The organism is Corynebacterium argentoratense (genome assembly GCF_021491455.1).
GTDB classification, from domain to species: domain Bacteria; phylum Actinomycetota; class Actinomycetes; order Mycobacteriales; family Mycobacteriaceae; genus Corynebacterium; species Corynebacterium argentoratense_A.
The window spans coordinates 121,049-143,106 of sequence record NZ_JAKETN010000006.1; the positions used below are offsets into that span (position 1 = coordinate 121,049).

A 22,058-nucleotide genomic window follows, 5' to 3' on the forward strand; every position below is an offset into this window, starting at 1 on the left:
CCATGGTTTCTAGTTGGCGTTCTTCGGCTCCTGTGCGTGTCGCCCTTGTTGCTTCTTTGGTGGGCGGTGTTGCTGTGGGTGGTTATGCTTTTGAGTCCGCCCGGGCTGGTTCTTCTGGGGAGGGTGGGGATTCTTCCGCTGCGGGTTCGTCTTCGCAGCCGGCTAGTGATTCTTCGGCTCCGGTGGCGTCGTTTACGACGGCGAGTGTTGGGGATTGCGTGACGTGGGATGTTGACGCCGCGGGGGCGGTGTCGCAGTTTGGGCAGACGGATTGTGCGCGTCCGCACCGTTTTGAGATTTCGGCTCGTGAGGATTTGGGGGCGTATCCGTCGAGTGAGTTTGGCCCGAAGGCGGATATGCCTGGGGTTGCACGCCAGGCGGAGTTGCGTGAGGAGTTGTGCCAGGGGCCGACGATTAAGTATTTGAAGGGCCATTTCGATCCGGTGGGCCGTTATTCTGTGGCGTCGATTTTGCCGCCGAGGGAGCAGTGGGAGGCTGGGGATCGCACGATGTTGTGTGGTGTTCAGGTGACTAACGATGATGGTTCGGTGGAGTTGACGTCTGGGTCTGCGTTGAATCAGGATCAGGCGCGGATTGCTCAGGCTGGGGAGTGCGTTGCGGTTGATAACGCCGAGGTGCCTCGGGTTGTTGATTGTGGTGCGGAGCATTCGTACGAGGTGACGAAGGTGATTGATCTTCAGGAGGTGTTCCCGGATCGGGTGCCGAGTATTGAGGATCAGGATAATTATTTGAAGCCGGTGTGTACGCAGGCCGCGATGGATTATGTGGGTGGGGATGACGCGTTGTATTACTCGACGCTGCAGCCGTTCTGGACGGTTGTGCCGCCTAATTCGTGGTCGGGCGGCAGCCATACTGTGAACTGCACCCTGTTCTTCCCTAATGCTTCTGGCCGTTTTGCGGGTTTGGTGGGTTCGGCGAAGTCTGGGTTCACGATTGATGGGCATCCTCCGCAGGAGTTGCCGGAGCGTAATCCGATCCGGCAGTAGTCCCGCTGTCGGTATGCGGCTGCTAGTGGAGTGGGGTGGTGTGTGTGGTTGAGGTCAGCGACGAGCGTTTTAATCAGTTGGTGGAGCAGGCCATTGAGCTGATTCCGCCTGAGCTGCGTCGCCATGTGGATAATGTGGCGATGTTTGTTGATGATTACAATCCTGATTCGCCCTATATTTTGGGTTTGTATGACGGGGTGGCATTAACGGAGCGAACGAGTGATTATTCGATGCATTTGCCTCCGAGTATCACGTTGTATGCGGAGGCGTTGAAGGACTTTTGTGCTTCAGAGGAGCAACTGCGTGAGCAGATTGCGATTACGGTGGTGCATGAGGTCGCGCATCATTTTGGGATTGATGATGATCGTTTGCACGAGTTGGGGTGGGGCTAGCGGGGTGTGAGTGTGGGGAGGTTGGCGGGCCATGTTCCGATGGGCCCGTCGGTGGTGATTTCGACGATTCCGCAGTTGGGGTAGATGGAGTTGGCGACGAGTTGTCGGTCGACGTCGCAGGCGTTGGCGACGAACGTTCGGATGGCGGCACCGTGGCTGACGATGGCGAAGTTGTCGAGGCCGGAGTCGAGTAGTTGGGTGATGGTTGGGTAGAAGCGGTCGATGAAGGTGGCGTAGCTTTCGCCGCCGGGTACGAGGATTGCGTGGTCGAAGTCGGTGTATGCGCGGTCGAATGCTGCGGGGGTGGCATCGCAGACCCAAGAGTTGAAGGCGTCTTGGTAGATGCGGAGGGCGTCGTCGTCGCCGCGCATTTCTAGTTCGCCGGCGCGGATTTCTTCGAGTCCGGGTAGTTGCCCGTGGTAGTCGATGCCGGTGTGTTGGGCGGTTTGGATGGCGCGGGCGATGTGTGAGGAGTAGATGCGGGTGTATCCGCGTTCGCTTAAGTCCCGGCCGGCTTCTTGGGCTTGGGTGCGTCCTAGTTCGGTGAGGTCGGCGCCGGGGTGGGCGGTGTCGAGCAGGTGGTCGATGTTGCTGGGGGTTTCCCCGTGGCGGACGAGTGCGAAGCGGGCCATCTGTACCTTTCGTTGTGGTGCCGGCGCGTGCTGTGTGGCTGCTGCTTTTGAGCGTGTGCTGTGAGCGTGTGCTGTGAGCGTGTGCCTTTAGCGTGTTCCGGCGCGTAGGTTGTCGGTCCATTCGTGGGCGCGATGTATTTCTTCCAAGTTTATGGGCGAGCGCGGTTGTTCGCATGAGGGCCACGAGCCGAGGTATTCGACTTTTTCGGCGCGGAGGTAGATTGCCCGGAGTGCTTCGGCGACGGGGGCGTCATCAATGTGGCCGACGATATCGATGTGGAATCGGTATGTTCCCAGGCCAGTGCGGGTGGGGCGGGATTCGATGCGGGACATGTCGACGCCGCGGGTGGCGAGTTCTCGGAGTGCTCCGACGAGTGTTCCTGCTTCGTTGGGGAGGGTGACCATGATGGAGGTGCGGTCGTTTCCAGTACGGGGCGTGGGTACCCCCGCGGGTCCGATGAGTGCGAATCGGGTGCGTGCGCCGGCGACGTCTGCGACGGGGTGTTCGATGACGTCGAGGTGGTAAATGTCTGCGGCGCGTAGGGGCGCGGCTGCGGCGTCAGCTTTGCCTTCGGCGACCATCTGGGCGGCAGCCGCGTTGGAGGTGGCGGCAATGAAGGTTGCGTCGGGAAGGTTGTGCTCGAGCCATTGGGCGACTTGGGGTTTAGCCACGGGGTGAGTGGTGAAGGTGCGGATGTCACCCAGGCGTGTGCCTGTGCGAACCATGATGGCGAACGCGACGTCAATATCTATTTCGTGGTAGATCTGGGCACCGGGGTGTGCGGCGAGTGCGTCGAAGGTGGGGGTGACGGGCCCGTCGACGCTGTTTTCAATGGCTACGACGGCGTAGTCGGCGCGGGTGGTCGCCTGCTGGCTAGGATTGGTGGGGTTCAGTACTGCACCGATCGCTTCGGCGGGGCTTGTGACCGCCAGTGGTTGTAGTTCTGCGGTGCCTCCTGGGATGCAGCCGAGTTCTGCGAAGCGGATGAGTGCGGCTTCGGTGAAGGTTCCTTGGGGCCCGAGGTAGGCGACGGTGCAGCTCATGTGTGTGATTGTAGTTGGGATGTGTGGCTTGTGAGTGCTTGCGGCGATGGTGGTGTGGCACGGGCGCTTGAAGATGGGGCGCGCTGTCGGGAGGCCCGGCTGGCGGTGGAGGCTTTCGGGCAGTTCACTCGGGGGCGGCCGATGGCTGCGACGGGGTTGTCTTTTAATGCGGTCACCGATGGCGGCGCGGTCGCTGGGGCTGCCGCTAGCCCAGCCGACGGCACCGGGGTCGGTGGTGCCCAAGCCGGTGGCCGTTTGGCGGGCTTGTTGGTGGCGGTGAAGGATCTGACTGCGGTGGCGGGGATGCCTTTGGGGTTGGGCAATTCGGCGCGCGCGTTCGTGCCAGCGGAGCATTCCCCGGTGGTGCAGCGCCTGCTTGATGCGGGGTGCGTGGTGGTGGGCAAGTCGGCGACGAGCGAGCTGGGCATGACGGCCTATTGCGAGCCTGTGGTTGATGGGGTGCAGCTGCGAGAGGATGCGCCCCAGTTGTTGAGGGGTCGTACCACGGGTGGTTCTTCGGGTGGTGCTGCGGTGGCGGTGGCACGGGGTGTTGTTCCGGTGGCGCATGCAACGGATGGTGGGGGCAGCATTCGTGTGCCGGCGGCGGCGTGTGGGTTGGTGGGCTTCAAGCCGAAGCACGACACTACCGGTGGAGCGTTGACTGCTGATGGTTTTATTACCCGCAGCGTGGCGGATCAGGCGTTCATGCATGGTTACCAGGAGCATCCGTCCTATGTGTCCCCTCCCAGGTTGCGGGTGGGGTTGGTGACTGCACCTATGCATGCTCCCGGCGCGCCGGTGGATGATGCGTGGGGTGCTGCGGCATGCGAGGCTGCGTCGCGTTTGTCGGCAGCGGGGCATCGCGTGGTGGAGGTTGAGCCTTATGGGCCTGAGTTTTTTGAGGCTTTTTGTGCGGTGTTGACGGTGCGTGCCCGCAAGATTCCGCGTGTGGTTGGGGAGACTGCGATTGTATCGTGGTTGCGGGATCGGGGTGTTGACGCCGCGGCAGATTGGGCGCACACGGGCCCGTTGCTGCAGGTGGCGGAGTCGGCGGATGCACGTGTGCGGGCGCATGTTGATGTGGATGTGTTGCTCTCCCCTACTTTGGCGCATGATCCGCCGAGGTTGGGTTATTTTTCTTCGATGGCTCCGGCGGATGATTTTGCTGCGCAGACGGCGTGGACTCCGTGGGCGAGTACGCAGAACCTCACTGGCCGCTGCGGCATTTCGGTTCCCTGTGGGGTGTTGCCTTCGCCGGGTGTGTCGACGGGTACGTCGGTGTTGTTGGGTTCAGTGCGTGTTGATGAGCCAACGTTGTTGGGTGTTGCGCGCGAGGTTTTTGCTGCTGAGGTTGGGTTATGGCCAATAGATTAATCACAAAATTGATGACGCCGCGGGGGTTACTGTGGTCGGAGATCGCGGTGGTGTTGCTGGTGACCTTCGGTATGTCGGGGTTGCGTGCTGTGTTGAAGCTTGTTGGGGCGTTGCTTGATCCGGCGCCGTTGAATGAGCAGTCGGTGGCTATTGGTGGTGCCCAGGCGTCTGTTCGGTGGTTGGATGTTGCTTTGCAGTTGACCAGCGTGTTGAGTCTGCTGAGCTGGGCGGCGTTGGTGCTGGTTCTTGGTATCCGGGTGGTGAGGCCTAGGGCTTCGGATGCTGGGTGGGGTGCGGTGTTGGCGGCATGCATCGGGCTTCCTGGGTTGGTGCTGTACCTGGTGGCGGTGCACATGGGGTGGAGTGTGCAGGTCAAGCCCTCCATGGGGTTGAGCTTGAGCGGCATTGTGCTGGCTCTTTTGTGGGCTGCGGCAAACGCCTTGGCCGAGGAGCTTGTGGTGGTGCAGTGGTTGTCGACCTGTCTGGAAACGCTGGGGGTGCGTGTGTGGGTGATCATCGCGGCGTCATCACTATTGAGGGCCAGTTATCACCTGTATCAGGGTGTCAGTGCAGGTTTTGGCAATGTGGTGATGGGTGTGGTGTTCGCTTATGTGTTTCTGCGGTGGCGGCGCGTATGGCCGCTGGTATGGGGGCATTTTTTGATTGACGCAGTGGCTTTCGTGGGCTACCCGCTGCTGGGGTCGCACCTGGGGCTGTAGGAGATTTGCCACATTTTCGGGCATTTTTCGGGCAACAGCGGGCACATTCGGGCACGCGAGGAGCATACTGGAACACAGGAATATCCCTCTACGTGGCTCCCGCGAGCCAAAGGCAGGTTAAACATGAAGGTCAGTGCTGGCAACAAAGTTGTTCTGATCGGCGCCGGCGACGTCGGAATCGCCTACGCTTTCGCCCTCGTCAACCAGGGTGTCTGTGACCACCTCGCGATCATCGACATCGACGAAAAGAAGCTCGAAGGCAACGTCATGGACTTAAACCACGGCGTCGTCTGGGCACCCTCGCGCACAAAAGTCACCAAAGGCACCTACGCCGACTGCGAAGACGCCGCAATGGTCGTCATCTGCGCCGGAGCCGCACAGAAGCCCGGCGAAACCCGCCTCCAGCTAGTCGACAAAAACATGAAGATCATGAAGTCCATCGTGGACAACGTCATGGTCAACGGCTTCGACGGCATCTTCCTCGTCGCCTCCAACCCCGTCGACATCCTCTCCTACGCAGTGTGGAAGTACTCCGGCCTGCCGCACGAGCGCGTCATCGGCTCCGGCACCGTGCTCGACTCCGCCCGCTTCCGCTACATGCTGGGCGAACTCTATGAAGTCGCACCGACCTCCATCCACTCCTACATCATCGGCGAACACGGCGACACCGAACTCCCCGTGCTGTCGTCTGCCACCATCGCTGGCGTGTCCATGCGCAAACTGCTCGAAAAGGACCCCCAACTAGAGGGCCGCTTGGAGCGCATCTTCGAAGAAACCCGCGACGCCGCCTACACCATCATCGACGCCAAGGGCTCGACCTCTTACGGCATCGGCATGGGCTTGGCTCGCATCACCCGCGCCGTATTGCAGAACCAAGACGTCGCACTGCCGGTCTCTGCACTGCTGCAAGGCGAATACGGACAGAAGGACATCTACCTGGGCACGCCCGCCATTGTGAACCGCAAGGGTATCCGCCGCGTCGTCGAGCTAGAGCTCACCGACCACGAGCTTGAGCGCATGACCCACTCGGCCGACACCCTCCGCGCCATCCAGGACGAGTTTTTCCAATAATTCTTTTGGAAATGTGCCAAAATGTGTGCAACTAGCAGCCTTCAAAAACGGCGACCTGGGAAAACCTTCCCGCCAGTGCCCTAAATGCGCATATTTTGGCACAATCCCCTCTCCATGAAGCGGGGTGTGGGGATGGGGTGCTTCACTACACTCGCATCCCCGCTCTGCTGGGGCGGGGATGCCCATAATCGTTCAGCACCCCACACCACACCCCGCTATTGCACCAGTGCATCCCGCACACCGTTAAGCAATGCCGGTGGCGCTGCATTGCTTTTAGGTGAAGTACGATTGGCGGCATGGCTAAAAAGAAAAAGAAGCTTGAAAACCTGCCAGAGGGTATGACTCGTCGCGAGGCGAAGCTTGCGGCTCGTGCTGCTGCTCGTGCAGAGTTGGATCGTGAGCCCCGCCCCTTCGGTGGGTTGGCTGTTGAGGCCGAGCTCATCGCGTTGCAGGAGTTCGTGCCTTCCGCTTGTGCTCGTACCAAGCTCGTGGACGGCACCGAGTTCACCCTTGGCACCGTCCTGCCCGGCGCGGTTGCTGCTTATGTCACCGAGGATGGTGAGCGTTACGTTGGTTTGCAGACCACGAGTCACAGCCAGAACCGTGGCCGCGACCTGGCTTTTGTTTTGAATTGGCTGAAGGACGCAGCACCGGGCTCTACCCTGGAGTCGGCTCGTAATGATGGCTCGCAGCCGGAGCTGAAGGAGATCTTCAACCCCGAGTCCATTGAGGTTGTTAACCAGGAGACCTTCGAGTGGTGGCCGGGCAACCTGGACGCCAATACGTTGGCTCGTTTCAATGATTCGATCGTTCCGAGCTTCCCTGTCACCCCTTCGGCTTGGTGGGTTGATGCTGGCGATAAGGCCCACATCCGTTGGGTGCGTACTGATGAGGAGCAGCCCTTGCTGGATGCTTTGGCGCGGGTGTCTGCTGCCGGCAACTTGAACTTGGGTGAGAACACGAAGTTCGCTGGTGTGTTCCGCACTCATGGTGTGTTGGTCCCGGTGTTCGACTTGGATCCGGCTGCTGGCCATGACTACGCAGATCAGTTGGCTGAGGTGGATGCGCACATCACCAAGGCGCTTGCTGTGGATGCTCCGTTGACCTCTGAGGAGCGTCGCGCGTTGGAGAACATCAAGTCTCGCCAGGTGACGATCCGCTAGCGAAACAGCGATCGACCCCACGATCTCTAACTTGTAAGGAGGGTGCTGCCGCAGGGACAGCACCCTCCTTTTGTTTTCGTCTTGTCAGCGATTCACTTACAAGCCCACACCGGCTCCTGGCACCGCTTCAACTGTCTCCCCAGCTAGATGCGCATTTATCTGAATTATCTAGCTATCTATGTTTTATCTGAATTATCTGGATTATCTGAATTATCTGTCACGTCTAGAGCCTTCGAGCTCCTTCGATGTCACTGGAGTGAATGTTGCTCTTGCGATGGCGGGTCTCACCTTTAGGGTAAATGAACTGCTCGATCATCCGGGAACGACGTTTATGCGGAGGGCTCTGCGTGCTCCGCTTGATGTTTTGACTGCTGACGCCGCGCGTAATCTTCTGCTCCGCACGGCTGCGCTGACCCCGTTGAGGTTCCGTATTCCGTATTTCCCGGAGTTCGTGGCGAGTAGTGAAGGCAACTTGTGGACAATCAGCTAGGGACAATACGCCAGCGTTCCTAGGTGCACTTGGGGGGTCAGCTAGAACTGGCTGAACATCTGCTGCGCGGCGCCCTCATCCCAGATGATCACGTTGCCGACTTCGGTGTCCTCGAATCCCGCGACGGGTACGGTTTCGGTGTCGACGCCGCCCCGCATTGCCCAGGCGAGCCGCGCAAGGTTCCATGAGTGGTCGTGCTTGCCGACGGTCAGGTAACTGGTCACGCCGATCAGGTCGTTGATGTGCAGGGGGTTGACGTGGGAGAGTTTGTGCACGACGGCGCTGAAGAATTCGCGTTGCCGGACGACGCGGTCGAGGTCACCCATGGCGGTTGCGCGTGTGCGCACGTATCCGAGGGCGGTAGCGCCGTCCATCACTTGGCAGCCGGCGGGAATGTCCAGGCCAGCGAGTGGGTCGTACATTGGTTCGGCGGGGCAGAGTTCTACACCATCGACGGCGTCGACGAGCTGCGCGAATCCTCCGAGCCCGATTTCGGCGTAGTGGTTGATTTTCACCCCGGTTACTTCTTCCACGGTTTGGGTGAGTAGTTCGGGGCCGCCGAAGAAGAAGGCGGAGTTGATTTTTTCCATCCCGTAGCCGGGGATGTTGACGTAGGAGTCCCTGGGGATCGACAGGATTGTGGGTTTGCCGCTTAGGGGCACGTGGACCAGCATGATGGTGTCGGTGCGTGCGCTGCCGAGGTCGCCGCCGGTTGCGAGTCTGGCGGCATCTTCTTCGCTTAAGCCCGCGCGGGAGTCGGAGCCGACGAGCAGCCAGTTGGTGCCGGTACTGAAGCTGGCGCTGGTGCCGGCGTCGACGCGTATGAGTTTGGTGTCGACCCAGATGAGGGTGCCGCCGATGATCAGCACGACGACCATGATGGCGGCGAGGATGCGCCGGAATATCCGCCCTAGGATGCTTCCTTTTTTCTTAGCCGGCCTCTTCTTGGGTGTTCGGCCTGCCGGCGTATGGTGCGCGGGTGTGTGTTGCGCTGTTCCGGTGTGCACGGCTTGGGTTGTGCGCCTGCGTTCGCCTCTGCCGACTGTGGGGTTTTCTGCGTAATGACGTCGCGGGGGTTGCTGCCGCGCATCGTAGACGCGTGTCTGTTCGGGTCGTTGGATTGGTTGGGGCCGCCGGGGCGCGCTGGGCTCGCGGCGCTCCCGTGGTTGATGACTCTCCCGTGGCTGGCGGCGTTCGCGGGGCGTGACAGGGTGTTTGGTGGAGCGCACGTTGCGCACGGGCCTACCGAAGCGGTCGAGGATTGGTCGGCCGAAGCGGTCACGCGCGATGTCATCCCCGTAATCATCCCCGTCGCCATAATTATCGCCGTAATTATCGGACATAACATACTCCGGTGCCGTGGTGGGGGCAGTAGCCGCCGGGGTTCTTCTCCAGGTATCGCTGGTGGTAGTCTTCGGCCGCCCAGAATCCGGTGCCGGCTTGGTCCATCAAGACGACCTGAGTGGTCACCGGCCCGTAGCCTTGCTGTGCCAACTGCTTGCCGTAAGTGTCGAGGATGCGTTCGACCGTCGCGGCGTCATCACTGGTGGGGAGGAAAAATACGGAACGGTACTGCGTCCCGATGTCAGCGCCTTGGCGGTTGCCTTGGGTGGGGTCGTGGTTTTCTAGGGCCAGCACTACGAGGTCTTCGAGGCTGGTCACTTGGGGGTCGAAGCGCACCCGAACGACTTCCGCATGCCCGGTGGAGCCAGAGCATACGGTCCGATAACTCGGGTTGGAGGTGCGGCCACCGGCATAGCCCACCTGGGTGTCGGTGACACCGGGGGTTTCCCAGAACACCTTCTCCGCGCCCCAAAAGCAGCCCATACCTACCCAAAACTCGTTCATCCTTCTATGTGTATCATGGTGCGTACATGGCTTGCCGCTCTTCGCACCCTCCCCTGGGCAGCCTGTGCCAAGGATCACCAGTAATCGATGCTGGTTTGTGTGGGGCTGTTGGGTGGCATATCTGATGAAAGGAAACACCATGACCGTCTACACTCTTCCCGAACTCGACTACGCATACGATGCGCTGGAGCCTCACATCTCCGCTGAGATCATGGAGCTGCACCACACCAAGCACCACGCTAACTACGTTGCTGGCGCTAACGCTGCACTCGAGGCCCTTCAGAAGGCTCGCGAGGAGGGCACGATTGGCGCTCAGGTGACTGCCCTGTCCAAGAACCTTGCGTTCAATCTCGGTGGCCACACCAACCACTCCATCTTCTGGAAGAACCTCTCCCCCAATGGCGGCGGCCAGCCCACCGGCGCCTTGGCTGAGGCCATCGATCGCGACTTCGGTTCTTTCGACGCGTTCAAGGATCACTTCAAGGCTGCTGCTTTGGGTCTGCAGGGCTCCGGCTGGGCCGTGCTCGGTTTCGATCACATTGCTGGCCGCCTGGTTACCGAGCAGATGACTGACCAGCAGGGCAACCTGTCCATTAACCTCACTCCGTTGTTGATGCTGGACATGTGGGAGCACGCTTTCTACCTCCAGTACAAGAACGTGAAGGCTGACTACGTTGAGGCTGTCTGGAACGTCTTCAACTGGGATGACGTCGCTGCTCGTTTTGACGCCGCGTCTAAGTAACGCAGTCTGAGGGGTTGCTGCCGCTTTCTCCGGTGGCATCTTCTTCGAGGTCTTGCATTAGTTCGTTGCTGGTTTTGGTGTGCGGGGAGGTCGTTGTTTTATGTTGCGCCCTCTTCTCGCCATGCTGGCGGCGGGCTTAGCGACTTTTAACAGCCTGTATGCAACGCAGGCTATTTTGCCCGTCCTGGCAGACTATTTTTCTTTGACTCCTTCTCAGGCGTCGTGGACTGTGTCTGCTGCGACGGGCGCTTTGGCGTTGACGATTGTTCCGGCGTCGGTGTTGTCTGAGCAGTTCGGGCGGGGGCGGGTGATCATCGTGTCCGCTGTGTGCAGCACGGTGGTGGGGTTGCTGCTGCCGTGGGCTCCATCGGCGTGGTGGCTGATTATCGGCCGGGGTGTCCAGGGGGTGTTTTTGGCTGGTGTTCCTGCGGTGGCGATGACGTGACTGTCTGAGGAACTCAGTGCGCGGCAGTTGTCGCGGGCAATGGGAGTGTACGTTGCGGGCACATCCATTGGTGGTTTGAGTGGTCGTCTGATCCCTTCCGGCATTTTGGAGTTTTTCGCGATGAACCCTTCGTGGGGTTCGGGTGTTGCCCCGTGGCGTGTGGCGATGGCTGGTTCTGCAGCGTTTGCTTTTGTGTGTGCGTTGTTGATCGCCACGATTTTGCCGCCTCAGAAGAACTTCCATCCGAAGCGTTTGACCCTGAGCGGGGAGTTCCGGGCGATGGCTTCCCACTGGGCCAACCGCCAGTTGGCCTTGCTGTTCTTCTTGGGTTTCGTGCTCATGGGCAGTTTTGTGTCGATGTATAACTTCATCGGTTTTCGCCTGACCCAAGAGTTTGGTTTGAGCGAGGGCGTGGTGGGGGCGATCTTCTTGCTCTATTTGGCTGGCACGTTTACCTCGGCCAGGGCGGGGCGTTGGCCTCCGGCGAGGGCGTTGTTGTTGTCTTCGGTGGCTTATGTGGTGTCGACTGTGGTGATTCAGTCGCATCATTTGGCGCTAGTGGTTGCGGGCCTGTTGGGGTTTACTTCGGCGTTTTTCGCAGCCCATGCGATTGCTAGCTCGTGGGTGGGCAAACTGGCTACACACAACAGAGCCGAGGCCAGTTCCACTTATCTGCTCTGTTACTACGCTGGGTCTTCGCTGTTGGGCTGGTCGCATTGGTCGACGTGGCTGGTGGTGGCCAGTGTGGTTATTGCAGCAGCATTGTTCCCGGGGCTGAGTCAGCTAGCCAGTGCCGAATAGCGCGCGTGGCGCGGCAGTCGTCACCGTTGTAGCTTAAAAGTTCTTCTTTTTTGCCTTCTTCGTAGGCGCGAATGCTGGCTTCTCCGTCAAGGTCTTCTTCTTGCCAGTGGAATCCCGCCATGGGGGCGAGTTTTTTAAGCCCCAGGCCGGCTGGTCCCACTAGTTGGCTTTTCACAAGTTGAAAAACATCAATCCATTCGGCAGAAGAAATGAATGCTTGGACTTCTTTCTCGCTGGGCACCTCTATGCCGGAGTATTGGCCGTGGAAGCGTCGGGCGGATTCCTTCAGCCAGTGGTTTTCACCGTGGTTGGCGTAGCAGAATGCGGCGAAGGTTTTATTGTCTTTGTGTGCTTGCGCGCGGATGCTTTGCAGCCAGTGCCAAAAGTCGGCGAAGTTTGCTGCTTCTTCGGGGCCACCCAGTGGCGCCCAGGTGGCAAAGGGTCGGTAGGTCTGCCCGTCGAAGGTGCCCCACAGGTAGGCGCCGTGGTGCAGGTAGGCCTCCATGTCGATGTCTATTTCGACGTCGAAGCGCGGCGCGGTCACGGTGCGGGTTGTGCGGCATGCGGCGATACCTTCCCGCCATGCGCGGGCTAGTGTTGCTGCCCGGGTGTCCGCGGCGTCATTAATAAGCGCCTCAACTGTGATGACGCCGCGGTTGCGCAGGTCCTGCGCCTTGTCGCCGGAGCGGAAGAGGGAGATATCGTCAGCGGCGACGAGTTGGCGTTCGCAGTCGAACCAGTAGCGGCAGTTGGCGCAGTCTTTGATGCGCCTGGGGCCGACGGCCTCCAGTGTGCCTGTGGGAAACTCGCGGGGGATTCCTGCGACGCGGCGGGTGAGGATGCCTGTTGGGGGTAGTGGTCGGGGTGATCGTGCGGAGGTTTCGCTGAGTCTGTTGTGAGCGGCGAGTTCTGCCGGGGTGGCCGAGTCGATCGCGTTGAGCTCGGGGGCGACCAGGGCGACCCTGTGGCCCAGGACCCCTAGGCAGTAGTCGATGTCTTCGACAAAGCATCGTTCTCGGTCTTGGCCGATGACACCCCCGAATGGGACGTGCACACCGGCGTCGCGCAGTCCGAGGGCAGCTAGGGCTAGCCGGTAGCTGTCTTGGGGGTGGTGGCGCACGCTGTACTCCCCCACCCAGCCGTCGCTTGTTCCCAGGTTGCGGGTGAAGAATCCGCGGCGTTGGGCGCCTCTTTTCTCCCGTGCCACCCAGTGGTTGGATATGGCGACGGGAAAATAACCGGACGCTGTTTTTACTAAAATATCAACGCTAATATCGTATTGTCTGAGCAGACCTTTCACGGTGATGCTAAAGTTGGCATTGGTAATTACCGGCGCTTCTGCCGCAATTGCCTCTAATGTCTCAAATGGGTCATCTAAACAATTCCATGGTTGTTGCAAAAGGCTGTGCACGTCTATTCGTGCGGCGTCTCCACGGCTAGCCCAGTCCGCGGACTGCGGGGTGGGCGGCACTTCGGGGAAGCGCGCTTGCTGTGCGGCCTTGAAGGTGCAGCCGCCGAGGAATAGTTCGTTCATGACACCTCAAACGGTACAGAAGGTAACGCTTTGAAGAAACTCTTTAGCCTTGCTCGGTTGCTCGCCCCTCTGGCTTTGCCCTTAATTTACCGCGGGTTGACCAGCGGCCGACAGCTGCTTTCCGCGAATGAGGAAAGCGAGCAAGCGTTGCGTGCACGGATCGCCGCCGCCCGCACAGCAATCGATGAGTCAGATAAGCCCAAGGGTTTCCAGCGTGATGCCCATGACCGCTTGGACCAGCTTGAAAATGCTATCGCTGATGCTCGGAGCCTTCCGGTCAAGCAGCGTGCTAAGAAATTCCTCGCGATCAGTCGCGACATTAAGCACACTGTGTAGTCTCTGCGTTTCCTGCAGTGCGCACGGTGTGTGAGGTTTAAAAGCTATTTATTACTGCGAGTTTTTATCTTTAAGAAAGGCGGCTGGCTATGGCCCGTCAGAGCATCATCCAGTACATTGACGATCTTGATAACACTCCGATTTCGGAATCGGAACTGTCCGAGGTGCATTTCAGCTACCAGGGCGTCGATTATGTCATCGACCTTGGTCCGAAGAATGCCAGCGCATTGCATGAGGCGTTGAAGCCCTACATTGCTAATGCTCGCCGCGAGCAGAAGTCTGGCCGCAGGTCCGCACCTGTGGCTCAGCGCCAGGCGGAAAACCGTGCGATCCGCCGTTGGGCGCTCGATAACGGCCACCGTGTGTCTACCCGCGGCAAGATCCCCCAGGACGTCATTGACGCCTACCACGCTGCGAAGGCCCGCGGCCAGGCTTAATTTTTAAGCCGCGTTTAAGGCAAGCACCCTGCCGCCCCATATTTTGTGGGCGTCGCAGGGTGCTTTCGTATTAAGGTGTGTGCGTTTTACAGGACGCCTTGTTCGCGTGCGGCAGCAACTGCGGAGGTGCGGGAGCGCACGCCCAGCTTGTCGTAGATGTGCACAAGGTGGCTTTTGACTGTCGCTTCGGACAGGAACAGTTGGTTGCCGATGTCCTTGTTGGAGCTGCCGCCGGCGACCAGTTTGAGCACTTCGAGTTCGCGTGGGGTCAGGGAGGTGCGCGGCGTCCGGACTCGTTCCATAAGACGGTTGGCAACCACGGGCGACAGGGTGGAATCTCCTGACGCTGCGGAGCGCACTGCCGCCAACAATTCTGCGGGTGGTGCGTCTTTGAGCAGGTAGCCTACGGCGCCGGCCTCTATTGCGCCGAGGATGTCGGCGTCGGTGTCGTAGTTGGTGACCATCAACACGTTCGGGGGGTTGGCCACGTTGTGTTTGATTGCGGCGGTTGCGTCGGCACCAGTGGACACCAGGGTGCCTTCGGCGCCGGGCCCGAAGCGTAGGTCCATGAGGATCACATCGATGCCGCCGGCTTCTGCTGCGGCGATTGCCCCTTCGGCTGTGGCTACTTCGCCAACAACTTCCATATCTGGGGCGGCTTCTAGGACTGCGCGCAAGCCCAGGCGCACAATCTCGTGGTCGTCAGCCAAAAGGACACGAATCATGCCGACCAATCTACCCTAAACCCGCAGAAAGTCTTAAGTAACCCTTTTCTCACCCTTGTGCTGTTGGGTCCTCGGGGGCATCGTCGGGGATCAGTGGGATGGCGACGGACACGGCGCATCCGGCACCGGGTTGGGATTCGACGGTGAGGTCGCCGCCGCATTCTGCTGCGCGTTGGCGCATGGCGGCAAGGCCGATGTGGCCGAGGCCTGCGGGCCTGTCTGCGACGGCTTGGGGGTCGAAGCCGACGCCGTTGTCCACGACGTCAAGACGTACTTCATCATCTGCGTAGGTGAGGGTGACGCGGCAGCGTTCGGCATTGGCGTGTTTGATGACGTTGCCCATGGCGCCCTGTGCGATGCGCAGCAGGGTGGCCTCGACTTTCATTGGGAGTTGGCGTTCGTCGCCCTCGACGACGATGTCGGTGCTTAGTGCTTCGCGGTCGCTGTGCTCGGCGACTCCGCTGACTCCACTGGCGGATTGTGCGACGCGCATGAGTGCGCCTTCGAGGGAGGTTTTGGACAGGGCCGCGGGCTGCAGGGCGGCGATCATGGCGCGGGCTTCGCTCAGGTTGTCGGCGGCGGTATGGCGGGCGAGCTCTAGTTTGCGCAGCACGGGTGCGTCGCCGAGTTCTACGCGCACGTCGGCTTCTGCAACGTGCAGGAGCATTTGGATGCTGGAGAGCCCTTGGGCGAGGGTGTCGTGGATTTCGTGGGCGATGCGTTGGCGTTCGGCGGCCATGCCTGCGGTGCGTTCGGTTTCGGCGAGCTGATTTTGGGTGCGCAAGAGTTCGTCGATGAGTTCTTGGCGTTCCTGGCTGATGGTTTTAAGCGCCCGGAAGGCGAAGGTAATGGTGATGGTGACCAGTGCGGACACAGTGGGCCCTAGGATGCCCGGCCCGGTGATGTGCGGGTATTGGCTAACAATAGATACAGCGGTCGCGCAGGCCACGGCGATAATCCCCCGCCAGTCCGGCATCGCATCCAGGTAAAGGAAATAAAGGGGAAACACCAGGTAGACGGCGGTGACTCCGAAGGGCAGCATCGCCACCCACACGAGGGTGAGGACGAACAGCCACAGCCCACTGCGGATAAACACCCCTTCCCGCAGTTTTTTGTTGTTGTATCCGTAGCCGACCCAGTAGATGACGGCGTAGGCGACGCTGAGGCCGAGGGTTGCCCAGTGCGCTTGCCCCGCTGCAACAACGACGAGGAGCAGCAGTGCGGTCAGTGCATGCACGCCGGTTTTGAACCCTTGGTCCTGTCCGACCTTGGCGTGCTTTAGGCTAAGTTCCATGACACGTACTCTACTGCCCCGTAATATTGCCGCCGCGCGTGGCGCTCGCGTTGCCGCACTACCCGTGCTGGTGGTCTCTGCGCTTTCTGTGTTCGCTCTGGCTGGGTGTTCGACGGATTCTTCTTCGACCCAGGGCTCTCAGGGTGATGACGTCGCGGGGTCTACTGCCGCAAGTGAGTCTGCGGACGCTCCGGCAGGGGCGGCGTCATCACTGGGTGCGCAGTTGCCTGTGGACGCGCTGCCAGAGGTGGAGCAGGGCCAGGAGGCGTGCCCTTACCTGGATACTCAGTGGTTGGCGGATGCTAATGGTCAGCGGGTGACTGCGAGTGCGGTGGATGGGCGTTTTGATCCGCCGGCGTGCGTGTGGTGGTCCTATCCGCCGGAGCCCCAGGCGCAGGTGATTGTTCGCCATATGGGCGAGGGGGATGAGGGTGTGAAGGCCGCGATTGAGGTGGTGAATGCGGCGGCGCCGATTGATTCCACTGAGCCTGCGGACAAGCCGGATGGTTGGGATGGCGGCCGCGGTGTGACAACGCCGGAGGTCGCCGGTGGTGTGTATGGCGACCAGGGCAGCGTGTATGCGGTACAGAAGGGTTCGACTGCGGTGGTGGTGTTTTCCAACCAGCAACAGACGGTGAAGCCTCAGATGATCGCAGAGAAGGTTATTGAGAACCTGGGCTTGTAGCTAGCGGCTTGCCCCCGCCCTTCCCGGCAGGGGCTTAGACGGAGACGTCGTTGTAGGGCATCATGGTGCTCACCCACGGGAAAACTACCTCCATGAGCAGGAAGAATACTGCTACTGCGGCGATGAGGGTGACGATCAGTTTAACGATGAACGGCCCTGGGATGAGCCTCCACAAGTATCCGTACATTAGTTGCTCTCCAGTTCGGGGGGTGTGTAGCCGTCGGCTTTAGCGTCGCTGCGAACGAGCATCGCGTGGAGGATCATGCGTTGCGCGTTTGAGAATTGGGGGTGGCAGGTGGTCATGGTGATGAGAGATTCCATGCCCGGGTCGACGGCCAGGGTGGTGCCGGGGATGGGGTTGATGGTTTCGACGTCGCCAGGCAGGGTGATCATGCGGCCGGGGACCGCCGAGTAGTCGCCCGCCACGACGCGTTCTACCTGTTCGGGGCTGAGGCAGGCGGCAGCTTCTGCTGCGCGGTCGTCACCGGTGGGAAGCATGCGGTAGATGTCCCAACTGTTTTGGGTTTCGACGACGATGGCGTCGCAGGCGTTGAGGTTGCCTAGGTCGTTGAAGGGTGCACCCTTGCCGACTCGATGGCCGGCGACAGCGAAGTTGCCGGGTTCGCCGGGCATTTGGGTGTCGACGTAGCGGCCGGGGCCTCGCAAGAGGTCGTCGTCGGTGGTGCCTTCGACGATGGCGAATTGGAAGTCGGAGCCGAATGCTGGAATGTACATGCGGGCGAAAGCTTCACCGAGTTCGAGGTGTTTCTTTTGCCGTGGGTTTTTCCATTCCTGCTCCATCTGGTCTTCGGCTTGGTGTTGAAGCTGGTTGGATTCCAGGTTGGTCCAATAGGCTTCGTAGAAGCTGAAGAGGAAGAGCAGCACACCTACGGTGAGGAGTATTTCACCGAGCAGGTTGACCACGCTGAACCTTTTCATGTGGACAATCCTAGTAACATCAGGGTGTAATTGCGCAATGTGGCGTGCTGACAGGAGTGTGTGGTGCTGTATCCCGTTTCTTTAATCATGAAGGGGTGGCATCTGCTATTCCATCATGTTGTTGGTTTGGATACGTCCCTAGCTTGGATTTTAAGTATTTTTGGTCTGATCGTGACGGTGCGTTCGATCATTGTGCCTTTGTCGTGGATTCAGTATCGCAGTTCCCGCCAGCAGGTTAATTTGCGTCCGGTGTTAAAGGAAATCGACGATCGTTATAAGCACCGGGAGGATGCAGAGGCCGGCCAGGCGCGTGAGGACGAACGCCGCGCCGCATATAAAGACAATAAAGTCAATATGTATGCGGGCTGTTTCCCAGCGCTCGTGCAGATGCCCTTCTTTATCGGCCTCTACCAGGTGCTTATTAAGATGGCGCGGCCCCAGGATGGTCTGGATTCCGCCACGCACATGCCCATCGGTTTTTTAAATTCCAACGACGTCGAGACCTTCCTGAATACACGGATTTTTGGCGTCCCAATGCCGGCGTATGTGGTGATGTCGCCAGAGCAGATGGAACATTTGGGGACGTCGCGGGATGCGGTTTTTCATTTTGTGTTGCCGATGGTTATTGCGGCCGCAATTTTCACGACTATTAATATGCTCTTTTCGCTCTATCGCAATACCTTGACGATGGATTATGAGTCCCCCAGTGGCATTGGGATTTTCCGGTTCGCAGTGGTGCTATCGCTTATTGCGCCGCTATTTCCTTTGATTTTTGGGCTGACCGGTCCGGCACCGGCAGCGATTGTCATGTACTGGTTTGCGAATAACTTCTGGACGATGGCGCAACAGTTGCTCATTGCCCGCAGGATTGACCGCCTGATGCCCTTGTCTGACGGTTTTGTTGCGATGCGCGACGAGGCCAAGGCTGATTACAAAAAGCGGCGGCGGGCTAAGCGCCACGTGAAGTGGACGCGGCGTCGAAACCATCTGTCAATCCTGGGGGCCGCCGCTACCTTGCGTTTCCACCGCATTGGGGAACTACGCAGCCATAACCAACAGGTTGTGGAGGAATGGAAACGCGCAAAGCAGGAACGCAAGCAGGAAAAGAAGGAACAGGCCAAAAGGTTCAGGGCCGCCAGCAAGGCTGCTAACGAAGCGAAGCGGAAGAAAAAGCAAGAAGAAAAAGCCGCCAAGCAGTCCGAATCAGAAGAATCAGAAAGCTAGCGGCAAAGGCCACAGTCACAGCGGCGAGCACCCGCGTGTTCTAAGTCCACAGGCGCCACACAGAGAGGTTTAAATGCTGTAATCAGCAGGCGGAGCGTGCAGCAACTGCTGGGCCAACGCCTTCGCCGTATGCAGCGGATCAACAGAGCGACTCAGACGCGCCCCCACAAGACCACCATCAAGAAAAATCAACAATTGGCTAGCCTGGGTAGCCCCCGGATACCCATTTTTCTTCCGCAACAACTCCGCAATAGTTTCGTGGCACCAGCGACGATGCTCCTGAGCCGCCGCAACAATCCCCCGCTCGGAATCAGTCTCCGGCCGGGGATATTCATTAGCAGCATTACAAAAATGCGAACCCCGGAAATCTTTGCCAGGCTCATCTTCAATAGCCATATCGAAAAAGGCAAGAATCTTTTCATCCGGGGTAGTCATCGTGGCAGTACGCGCCTCAAAAGCCGCACGCCACTGCTCATCAAGAGCCTGCAAATAGGCAATGACGAGGTTATCCTTCGACCCAAACAAGCTATAAAGACTAGCTTTCGCTACATCCGCATCGCGAAGGATACGGTCGATGCCAATAACACGAATACCCTCCGTATTAAACAAATGGGTAGCACTGCCGAGCAAACGCTCGCGGGGATTCGGGCGTCCGCGACGTTTCGAAGCTCGGGTCTGTTGGGCCATGAGTAATTACTTACGTCTTCTTACTTCTTCTTGGTCAAAGCCTGCAGAATGCTGATGAAAATCACAGCGCCAAGGAGGCAGGTGAGGAAGGAAAAGACCAATCCGCCGCCCTTAACATCAACACCCAGCAGAGAAAGAATCCAACCACCAAGCAAACCACCGACGATACCGGTCAAGATGTTGCCGACAACACCCTGGCTAGCGTCAGTACCCTTAATCTTGCTAGCAATCCAGCCAGCCAGACCACCGATAATGATCCAAGCAAAAATTCCGAGATTCAAAGTCACGTTGTTTTAAACCTCCTGAGAACGAACAATAACCATTGGACACGGAGCATGCTGCAACAAAGCCCGAGAAGTCGAACCCAACAGCATGCCCTTAAAACCACCCCGACCATGGGAACCAACAACAAGCAACGAAGCTTGAGCAGCGGCCTCAGCAAGAGCACGAACCGGACGGTCACGCGTCACCTGCAACTGAACATCCACGTCGGGGTACCGCCCCATGATACCCTCCAAGCGCTCTTTTAACAGATCACGTTGGACAGCCTCTTCGTCATCCCACGCAACCGCCAAACCAGCCACCGCAACATCCATCCACGTATGCACAGCAACCAAAGGAACACCCTTAGTCTTCGCCTGCTCAAACGCAAACTCAACAGCCTTATCAGACACCTCCGAGCCGTCAACACCGACGACAATCGGACCATCCTCACCAATCTGACCCTGACGAATCACAACCACAGGACACTGCGCATGGCTAGCAACCGCAGCCGACACACTCCCCAACACCATGCCCTGCAAACCACCAAGACCACGCGACCCCATACAAATCATGGACGTCTCCCCCGACCTCGACAACTCCAGCAGCATGTCAATAGGTGAACCCTCAACAACCACCTCAGCCAACTCAACATCAGCACGCACCTCGCGCGCCAAAGCCGACGCGGCGTCAACACGCGCCTGAGCCTCCTGCTGCAACTCGTTAAACAACTCCTGCGGCGGCACCATACCCTCCGCATACAAAAACTGCGGCATGGTGTAACTCGTAGCAAGCTTCAACGCATGACCAGTACGAGCCGCCCAGCGGACCGCATCATTACTGGACTCGGAACCATCAATAGCGACAACACAATAACTCATAACTAGAGTCTACTGCGCTTCCTCAATTAGATGAGCCGCGGGGGAGTTCGCCGGAAACAGCAAAACATACAAAAACTGCAGAACCTTACCGAACGCAGAGTTAAAAAACTCAACAACCATAGGTATGAAAGAATCAAAAGCCATGGGACCTAGATTACAACAGCCGCTGCCAATACGCGACGGACTTAACCCCTCACGGGTGAAAGTAACCGAACCCGGCTGGACCGCCCAAGCCTTCATCCAACACCTCATCGACACCCAACGCTGGCAAGCACCCAACGATGACGTCGCGCAACGCTTCCACGCCGGCGAAGTTCGCGACGACCACGGCCGCGAAATCACCCCCAACGAAGAACTCCCCGTCGGCAAAGACATCTGGTTCTACCGCACCCCCGCCCCTGAAACCCCAGTCCCCTACACAATCGACCACATCTACGAAGACGACAACATCCTCGTCGTCAACAAACCCCCCTTCCTAGCCACCTTCCCCCGCGCCGCACACATCACCGAAACCGTCCTCGTACGACTACGCCGCCAAACCGGCAACAATGAACTCTCCCCCGCACACCGCCTAGACAGACTCACCAGCGGCGTCCTACTACTCACCAAACGCCGCGAAGTCCGCGGCGCCTTCCAAACCATGTTCGCCGACCGAACACCCCGAAAAATCTACCACGCAATCGCCCCACACAAACCCGAACTCAACATCACCCCCGGCACCACCTGGCGCTCCCGCCTAGAAAAAACCCACGGCGAACTCCAAACCCGCGTCATCCCCAACGGCGAACCCAACGCCATCACCGAAATCCAACACATCCAACCCCTCCCCACCACACCCAACCAACAACCCCTAGCCCGCTACACCCTCGCCCCCCACACCGGAAAAACCCACCAACTCCGCGTACACATGTGGCAAGCCGGCATCCCCATCATCGGAGACCCCGTATACCCAACACTCCACCCCTACACCGACTCCTTCGACACCCCCCTCGCCCTACTCGCCAAAGAACTCTACTTCCAAGACCCCCTCACCGGACAACCCCGCCACTTCACCTCCCCCATAGACGTCGAAAGCCTCGTACGCCCATAGAGCCTCGTGAGTGTGTGGGTTGGTGGGGCGTGTGGTGTGTGTTGCTTTACTACACTCACCCACCCCACCCGTCGGGTTCATAATCGCTCAACCCCACACCCCACCCACAAACAACACCCACACACCCCACCACCCAAACACCCCCCCAATCATGACCACACAAAAAAGGAAAGACGCCACCCAACAAACAAGTGACGCCTTCCCAACAAACAAAACTATATAAAATTATCGTTTTTC

At 59.1% G+C, this 22,058-nt stretch carries 26 protein-coding genes and 1 pseudogene; 14 read left to right on the top strand and 13 right to left on the bottom strand.

The annotated features are described in order from the left end of the window. Positions 1-2: 2 nt before the first annotated feature. Both L1C91_RS08670 and L1C91_RS08675 read left to right on the top strand, forming a co-directional pair. Positions 3-1,007, top strand: coding sequence for a septum formation family protein (locus L1C91_RS08670; protein WP_234858915.1), 1,005 nt, complete (start codon positions 3-5; stop codon positions 1,005-1,007). A 44-nt stretch (positions 1,008-1,051) separates the two neighbouring features. After that, entirely contained in the window at positions 1,052-1,399 is a 348-nt protein-coding gene (locus L1C91_RS08675) for a metallopeptidase family protein (protein ID WP_234858916.1), read from the top strand. Here the strand turns inward: L1C91_RS08675 and L1C91_RS08680 are convergent. Both L1C91_RS08680 and pheA read right to left on the bottom strand, forming a co-directional pair. Next, positions 1,396-2,031 (bottom strand): histidine phosphatase family protein, encoded by a 636-nt coding sequence (locus L1C91_RS08680; RefSeq protein ID WP_234858917.1) that lies wholly within the window; start codon positions 2,029-2,031, stop codon positions 1,396-1,398. The genes L1C91_RS08675 and L1C91_RS08680 overlap by 4 nt on opposite strands. 87 nt (positions 2,032-2,118) lie before the next feature. Continuing rightward, positions 2,119-3,075: a prephenate dehydratase gene (gene pheA / locus L1C91_RS08685; RefSeq protein WP_234858918.1), complete on the bottom strand. Its 957-nt coding sequence runs from the start codon at positions 3,073-3,075 to the stop codon at positions 2,119-2,121. 21 nt (positions 3,076-3,096) lie between these two features. Between pheA and L1C91_RS08690 the strand changes: the two genes are divergently transcribed. From L1C91_RS08690 to L1C91_RS08710, 5 genes are all read left to right on the top strand, one after another. Then, positions 3,097-4,449 (top strand): amidase family protein, encoded by a 1,353-nt coding sequence (locus L1C91_RS08690; RefSeq protein WP_234858919.1) that lies wholly within the window; start codon positions 3,097-3,099, stop codon positions 4,447-4,449. Beyond that, positions 4,434-5,168, top strand: a complete 735-nt coding sequence (locus tag L1C91_RS08695; RefSeq protein ID WP_234858920.1) for a CPBP family intramembrane glutamic endopeptidase — start codon at positions 4,434-4,436, stop codon at positions 5,166-5,168. Before L1C91_RS08690 ends, L1C91_RS08695 begins: the two co-directional genes overlap by 16 nt. Positions 5,169-5,291: 123 nt before the next feature. After that, on the top strand, positions 5,292-6,239 hold the full coding sequence (locus L1C91_RS08700) for an L-lactate dehydrogenase (protein WP_234654158.1): 948 nt from the start codon (positions 5,292-5,294) through the stop codon (positions 6,237-6,239). A gap of 296 nt (positions 6,240-6,535) precedes the next feature. Then, positions 6,536-7,402 (top strand): DUF5926 family protein, encoded by an 867-nt coding sequence (locus L1C91_RS08705; RefSeq protein ID WP_234858921.1) that lies wholly within the window; start codon positions 6,536-6,538, stop codon positions 7,400-7,402. A 256-nt stretch (positions 7,403-7,658) separates the two neighbouring features. Further along, positions 7,659-7,892 carry a hypothetical protein gene (locus L1C91_RS08710; RefSeq protein WP_234858922.1) on the top strand — a complete coding sequence of 78 codons (234 nt, stop codon included), beginning with the start codon at positions 7,659-7,661 and terminating at the stop codon, positions 7,890-7,892. 41 nt (positions 7,893-7,933) lie between these two features. Here the strand turns inward: L1C91_RS08710 and L1C91_RS08715 are convergent, their stop codons facing one another. Together L1C91_RS08715 and msrA are read right to left on the bottom strand one after the other, a co-directional pair. Further along, entirely contained in the window at positions 7,934-9,235 is a 1,302-nt protein-coding gene (locus L1C91_RS08715; RefSeq protein ID WP_234858923.1) for an LCP family protein, read from the bottom strand. After that, the gene (gene msrA / locus L1C91_RS08720) at positions 9,225-9,740 is read right to left on the bottom strand and encodes a peptide-methionine (S)-S-oxide reductase MsrA (RefSeq protein ID WP_234858924.1); all 516 of its coding nucleotides are present in this window, start codon (positions 9,738-9,740) and stop codon (positions 9,225-9,227) included. Before msrA ends, L1C91_RS08715 begins: the two co-directional genes overlap by 11 nt. Before the next feature lie 139 nt (positions 9,741-9,879). Here msrA and L1C91_RS08725 point away from each other — a divergent pair, with 139 nt between their 5' ends. Next, positions 9,880-10,482 carry a superoxide dismutase gene (locus L1C91_RS08725; protein ID WP_234858925.1) on the top strand — a complete coding sequence of 201 codons (603 nt, stop codon included), beginning with the start codon at positions 9,880-9,882 and terminating at the stop codon, positions 10,480-10,482. Between the two features lie 121 nt (positions 10,483-10,603). Next, a pseudogene (locus L1C91_RS08735) lies at positions 10,604-11,728 on the top strand (MFS transporter). Here L1C91_RS08735 and L1C91_RS08740 read toward each other — a convergent pair. Next, on the bottom strand, positions 11,676-13,262 hold the full coding sequence (locus L1C91_RS08740; RefSeq protein ID WP_234858928.1) for a TM0106 family RecB-like putative nuclease: 1,587 nt from the start codon (positions 13,260-13,262) through the stop codon (positions 11,676-11,678). The pseudogene L1C91_RS08735 and the gene L1C91_RS08740 sit on opposite strands and share 53 nt — an antisense overlap. A gap of 30 nt (positions 13,263-13,292) precedes the next feature. Between L1C91_RS08740 and L1C91_RS08745 the strand changes: the two genes are divergently transcribed. Continuing rightward, complete coding sequence (locus tag L1C91_RS08745; protein WP_234858929.1) at positions 13,293-13,598, top strand: DUF6474 family protein; 306 nt, start codon at positions 13,293-13,295, stop codon at positions 13,596-13,598. A gap of 89 nt (positions 13,599-13,687) precedes the next feature. Further along, positions 13,688-14,035, top strand: coding sequence for a histone-like nucleoid-structuring protein Lsr2 (locus L1C91_RS08750; RefSeq protein ID WP_234858930.1), 348 nt, complete (start codon positions 13,688-13,690; stop codon positions 14,033-14,035). A gap of 86 nt (positions 14,036-14,121) precedes the next feature. Here L1C91_RS08750 and L1C91_RS08755 read toward each other — a convergent pair whose 3' ends face one another. Together L1C91_RS08755 and L1C91_RS08760 are read right to left on the bottom strand one after the other, a co-directional pair. Beyond that, a complete protein-coding gene (locus tag L1C91_RS08755) occupies positions 14,122-14,760 on the bottom strand; it encodes a LuxR C-terminal-related transcriptional regulator (RefSeq protein ID WP_234858931.1) in 639 nt (212 codons plus the stop codon). Between the two features lie 49 nt (positions 14,761-14,809). Beyond that, positions 14,810-16,054 (bottom strand): sensor histidine kinase, encoded by a 1,245-nt coding sequence (locus tag L1C91_RS08760; RefSeq protein ID WP_234858932.1) that lies wholly within the window; start codon positions 16,052-16,054, stop codon positions 14,810-14,812. Between L1C91_RS08760 and L1C91_RS08765 the strand changes: the two genes are divergently transcribed. Beyond that, positions 16,053-16,739, top strand: a complete 687-nt coding sequence (locus tag L1C91_RS08765) for a DUF2020 domain-containing protein (RefSeq protein WP_234858933.1) — start codon at positions 16,053-16,055, stop codon at positions 16,737-16,739. The two genes, L1C91_RS08760 and L1C91_RS08765, sit on opposite strands and share 2 nt — an antisense overlap. Positions 16,740-16,773: 34 nt before the next feature. On the opposite strand, the gene L1C91_RS08770 is transcribed toward L1C91_RS08765, so the two are convergent. Both L1C91_RS08770 and L1C91_RS08775 read right to left on the bottom strand, forming a co-directional pair. Beyond that, positions 16,774-16,926, bottom strand: coding sequence for a hypothetical protein (locus tag L1C91_RS08770; RefSeq protein WP_234858934.1), 153 nt, complete (start codon positions 16,924-16,926; stop codon positions 16,774-16,776). Beyond that, positions 16,926-17,678, bottom strand: a complete 753-nt coding sequence (locus L1C91_RS08775; protein ID WP_234858935.1) for a class E sortase — start codon at positions 17,676-17,678, stop codon at positions 16,926-16,928. Before L1C91_RS08775 ends, L1C91_RS08770 begins: the two co-directional genes overlap by 1 nt. 63 nt (positions 17,679-17,741) lie before the next feature. On the opposite strand from L1C91_RS08775, the gene yidC reads away from it, so the two are divergent. After that, positions 17,742-18,902 (top strand): membrane protein insertase YidC, encoded by a 1,161-nt coding sequence (gene yidC, locus L1C91_RS08780; RefSeq protein ID WP_234858936.1) that lies wholly within the window; start codon positions 17,742-17,744, stop codon positions 18,900-18,902. A gap of 69 nt (positions 18,903-18,971) precedes the next feature. On the opposite strand, the gene L1C91_RS08785 is transcribed toward yidC, so the two are convergent. From L1C91_RS08785 to L1C91_RS09435, 4 genes are read right to left on the bottom strand one after another with little or no spacing between them, the layout of a single operon-like run. Continuing rightward, the gene (locus tag L1C91_RS08785; RefSeq protein ID WP_234858937.1) at positions 18,972-19,589 is read right to left on the bottom strand and encodes a TetR/AcrR family transcriptional regulator; all 618 of its coding nucleotides are present in this window, start codon (positions 19,587-19,589) and stop codon (positions 18,972-18,974) included. Positions 19,590-19,609: 20 nt separating this feature from the next. Continuing rightward, positions 19,610-19,876 carry a GlsB/YeaQ/YmgE family stress response membrane protein gene (locus L1C91_RS08790; protein WP_234858938.1) on the bottom strand — a complete coding sequence of 89 codons (267 nt, stop codon included), beginning with the start codon at positions 19,874-19,876 and terminating at the stop codon, positions 19,610-19,612. Positions 19,877-19,882: 6 nt separating this feature from the next. After that, complete coding sequence (locus tag L1C91_RS08795) at positions 19,883-20,731, bottom strand: universal stress protein (protein ID WP_234858939.1); 849 nt, start codon at positions 20,729-20,731, stop codon at positions 19,883-19,885. 9 nt (positions 20,732-20,740) lie between these two features. Then, on the bottom strand, positions 20,741-20,875 hold the full coding sequence (locus L1C91_RS09435) for a hypothetical protein (protein WP_268836625.1): 135 nt from the start codon (positions 20,873-20,875) through the stop codon (positions 20,741-20,743). Between L1C91_RS09435 and L1C91_RS08800 the strand changes: the two genes are divergently transcribed. Further along, positions 20,850-21,821, top strand: a complete 972-nt coding sequence (locus tag L1C91_RS08800) for a pseudouridine synthase (RefSeq protein WP_419178735.1) — start codon at positions 20,850-20,852, stop codon at positions 21,819-21,821. The genes L1C91_RS09435 and L1C91_RS08800 overlap by 26 nt on opposite strands. Positions 21,822-22,058: the final 237 nt, after the last annotated feature.

What these genes read in the sequence shown, in the direction of transcription:
- L1C91_RS08670 (WP_234858915.1), top strand. Translation starts at nt 3, where the DNA reads ATGGTTTCTAGTTGGCGTTCTTCGGCTCCTGTGCGTGTCGCCCTTGTT.
- L1C91_RS08680 (WP_234858917.1), bottom strand. Translation starts at nt 2,031, where the DNA reads ATGGCCCGCTTCGCACTCGTCCGCCACGGGGAAACCCCCAGCAACATC.
- pheA (WP_234858918.1), bottom strand. Translation starts at nt 3,075, where the DNA reads ATGAGCTGCACCGTCGCCTACCTCGGGCCCCAAGGAACCTTCACCGAA.
- L1C91_RS08695 (WP_234858920.1), top strand. Translation starts at nt 4,434, where the DNA reads ATGGCCAATAGATTAATCACAAAATTGATGACGCCGCGGGGGTTACTG.
- L1C91_RS08700 (WP_234654158.1), top strand. Translation starts at nt 5,292, where the DNA reads ATGAAGGTCAGTGCTGGCAACAAAGTTGTTCTGATCGGCGCCGGCGAC.
- L1C91_RS08705 (WP_234858921.1), top strand. Translation starts at nt 6,536, where the DNA reads ATGGCTAAAAAGAAAAAGAAGCTTGAAAACCTGCCAGAGGGTATGACT.
- L1C91_RS08715 (WP_234858923.1), bottom strand. Translation starts at nt 9,235, where the DNA reads ATGTCCGATAATTACGGCGATAATTATGGCGACGGGGATGATTACGGG.
- msrA (WP_234858924.1), bottom strand. Translation starts at nt 9,740, where the DNA reads ATGAACGAGTTTTGGGTAGGTATGGGCTGCTTTTGGGGCGCGGAGAAG.
- L1C91_RS08725 (WP_234858925.1), top strand. Translation starts at nt 9,880, where the DNA reads ATGACCGTCTACACTCTTCCCGAACTCGACTACGCATACGATGCGCTG.
- L1C91_RS08740 (WP_234858928.1), bottom strand. Translation starts at nt 13,262, where the DNA reads ATGAACGAACTATTCCTCGGCGGCTGCACCTTCAAGGCCGCACAGCAA.
- L1C91_RS08750 (WP_234858930.1), top strand. Translation starts at nt 13,688, where the DNA reads ATGGCCCGTCAGAGCATCATCCAGTACATTGACGATCTTGATAACACT.
- L1C91_RS08755 (WP_234858931.1), bottom strand. Translation starts at nt 14,760, where the DNA reads ATGATTCGTGTCCTTTTGGCTGACGACCACGAGATTGTGCGCCTGGGC.
- L1C91_RS08765 (WP_234858933.1), top strand. Translation starts at nt 16,053, where the DNA reads ATGACACGTACTCTACTGCCCCGTAATATTGCCGCCGCGCGTGGCGCT.
- L1C91_RS08760 (WP_234858932.1), bottom strand. Translation starts at nt 16,054, where the DNA reads ATGGAACTTAGCCTAAAGCACGCCAAGGTCGGACAGGACCAAGGGTTC.
- L1C91_RS08770 (WP_234858934.1), bottom strand. Translation starts at nt 16,926, where the DNA reads ATGTACGGATACTTGTGGAGGCTCATCCCAGGGCCGTTCATCGTTAAA.
- L1C91_RS08775 (WP_234858935.1), bottom strand. Translation starts at nt 17,678, where the DNA reads ATGAAAAGGTTCAGCGTGGTCAACCTGCTCGGTGAAATACTCCTCACC.
- L1C91_RS08785 (WP_234858937.1), bottom strand. Translation starts at nt 19,589, where the DNA reads ATGGCCCAACAGACCCGAGCTTCGAAACGTCGCGGACGCCCGAATCCC.
- L1C91_RS08795 (WP_234858939.1), bottom strand. Translation starts at nt 20,731, where the DNA reads ATGAGTTATTGTGTTGTCGCTATTGATGGTTCCGAGTCCAGTAATGAT.
- L1C91_RS09435 (WP_268836625.1), bottom strand. Translation starts at nt 20,875, where the DNA reads ATGGCTTTTGATTCTTTCATACCTATGGTTGTTGAGTTTTTTAACTCT.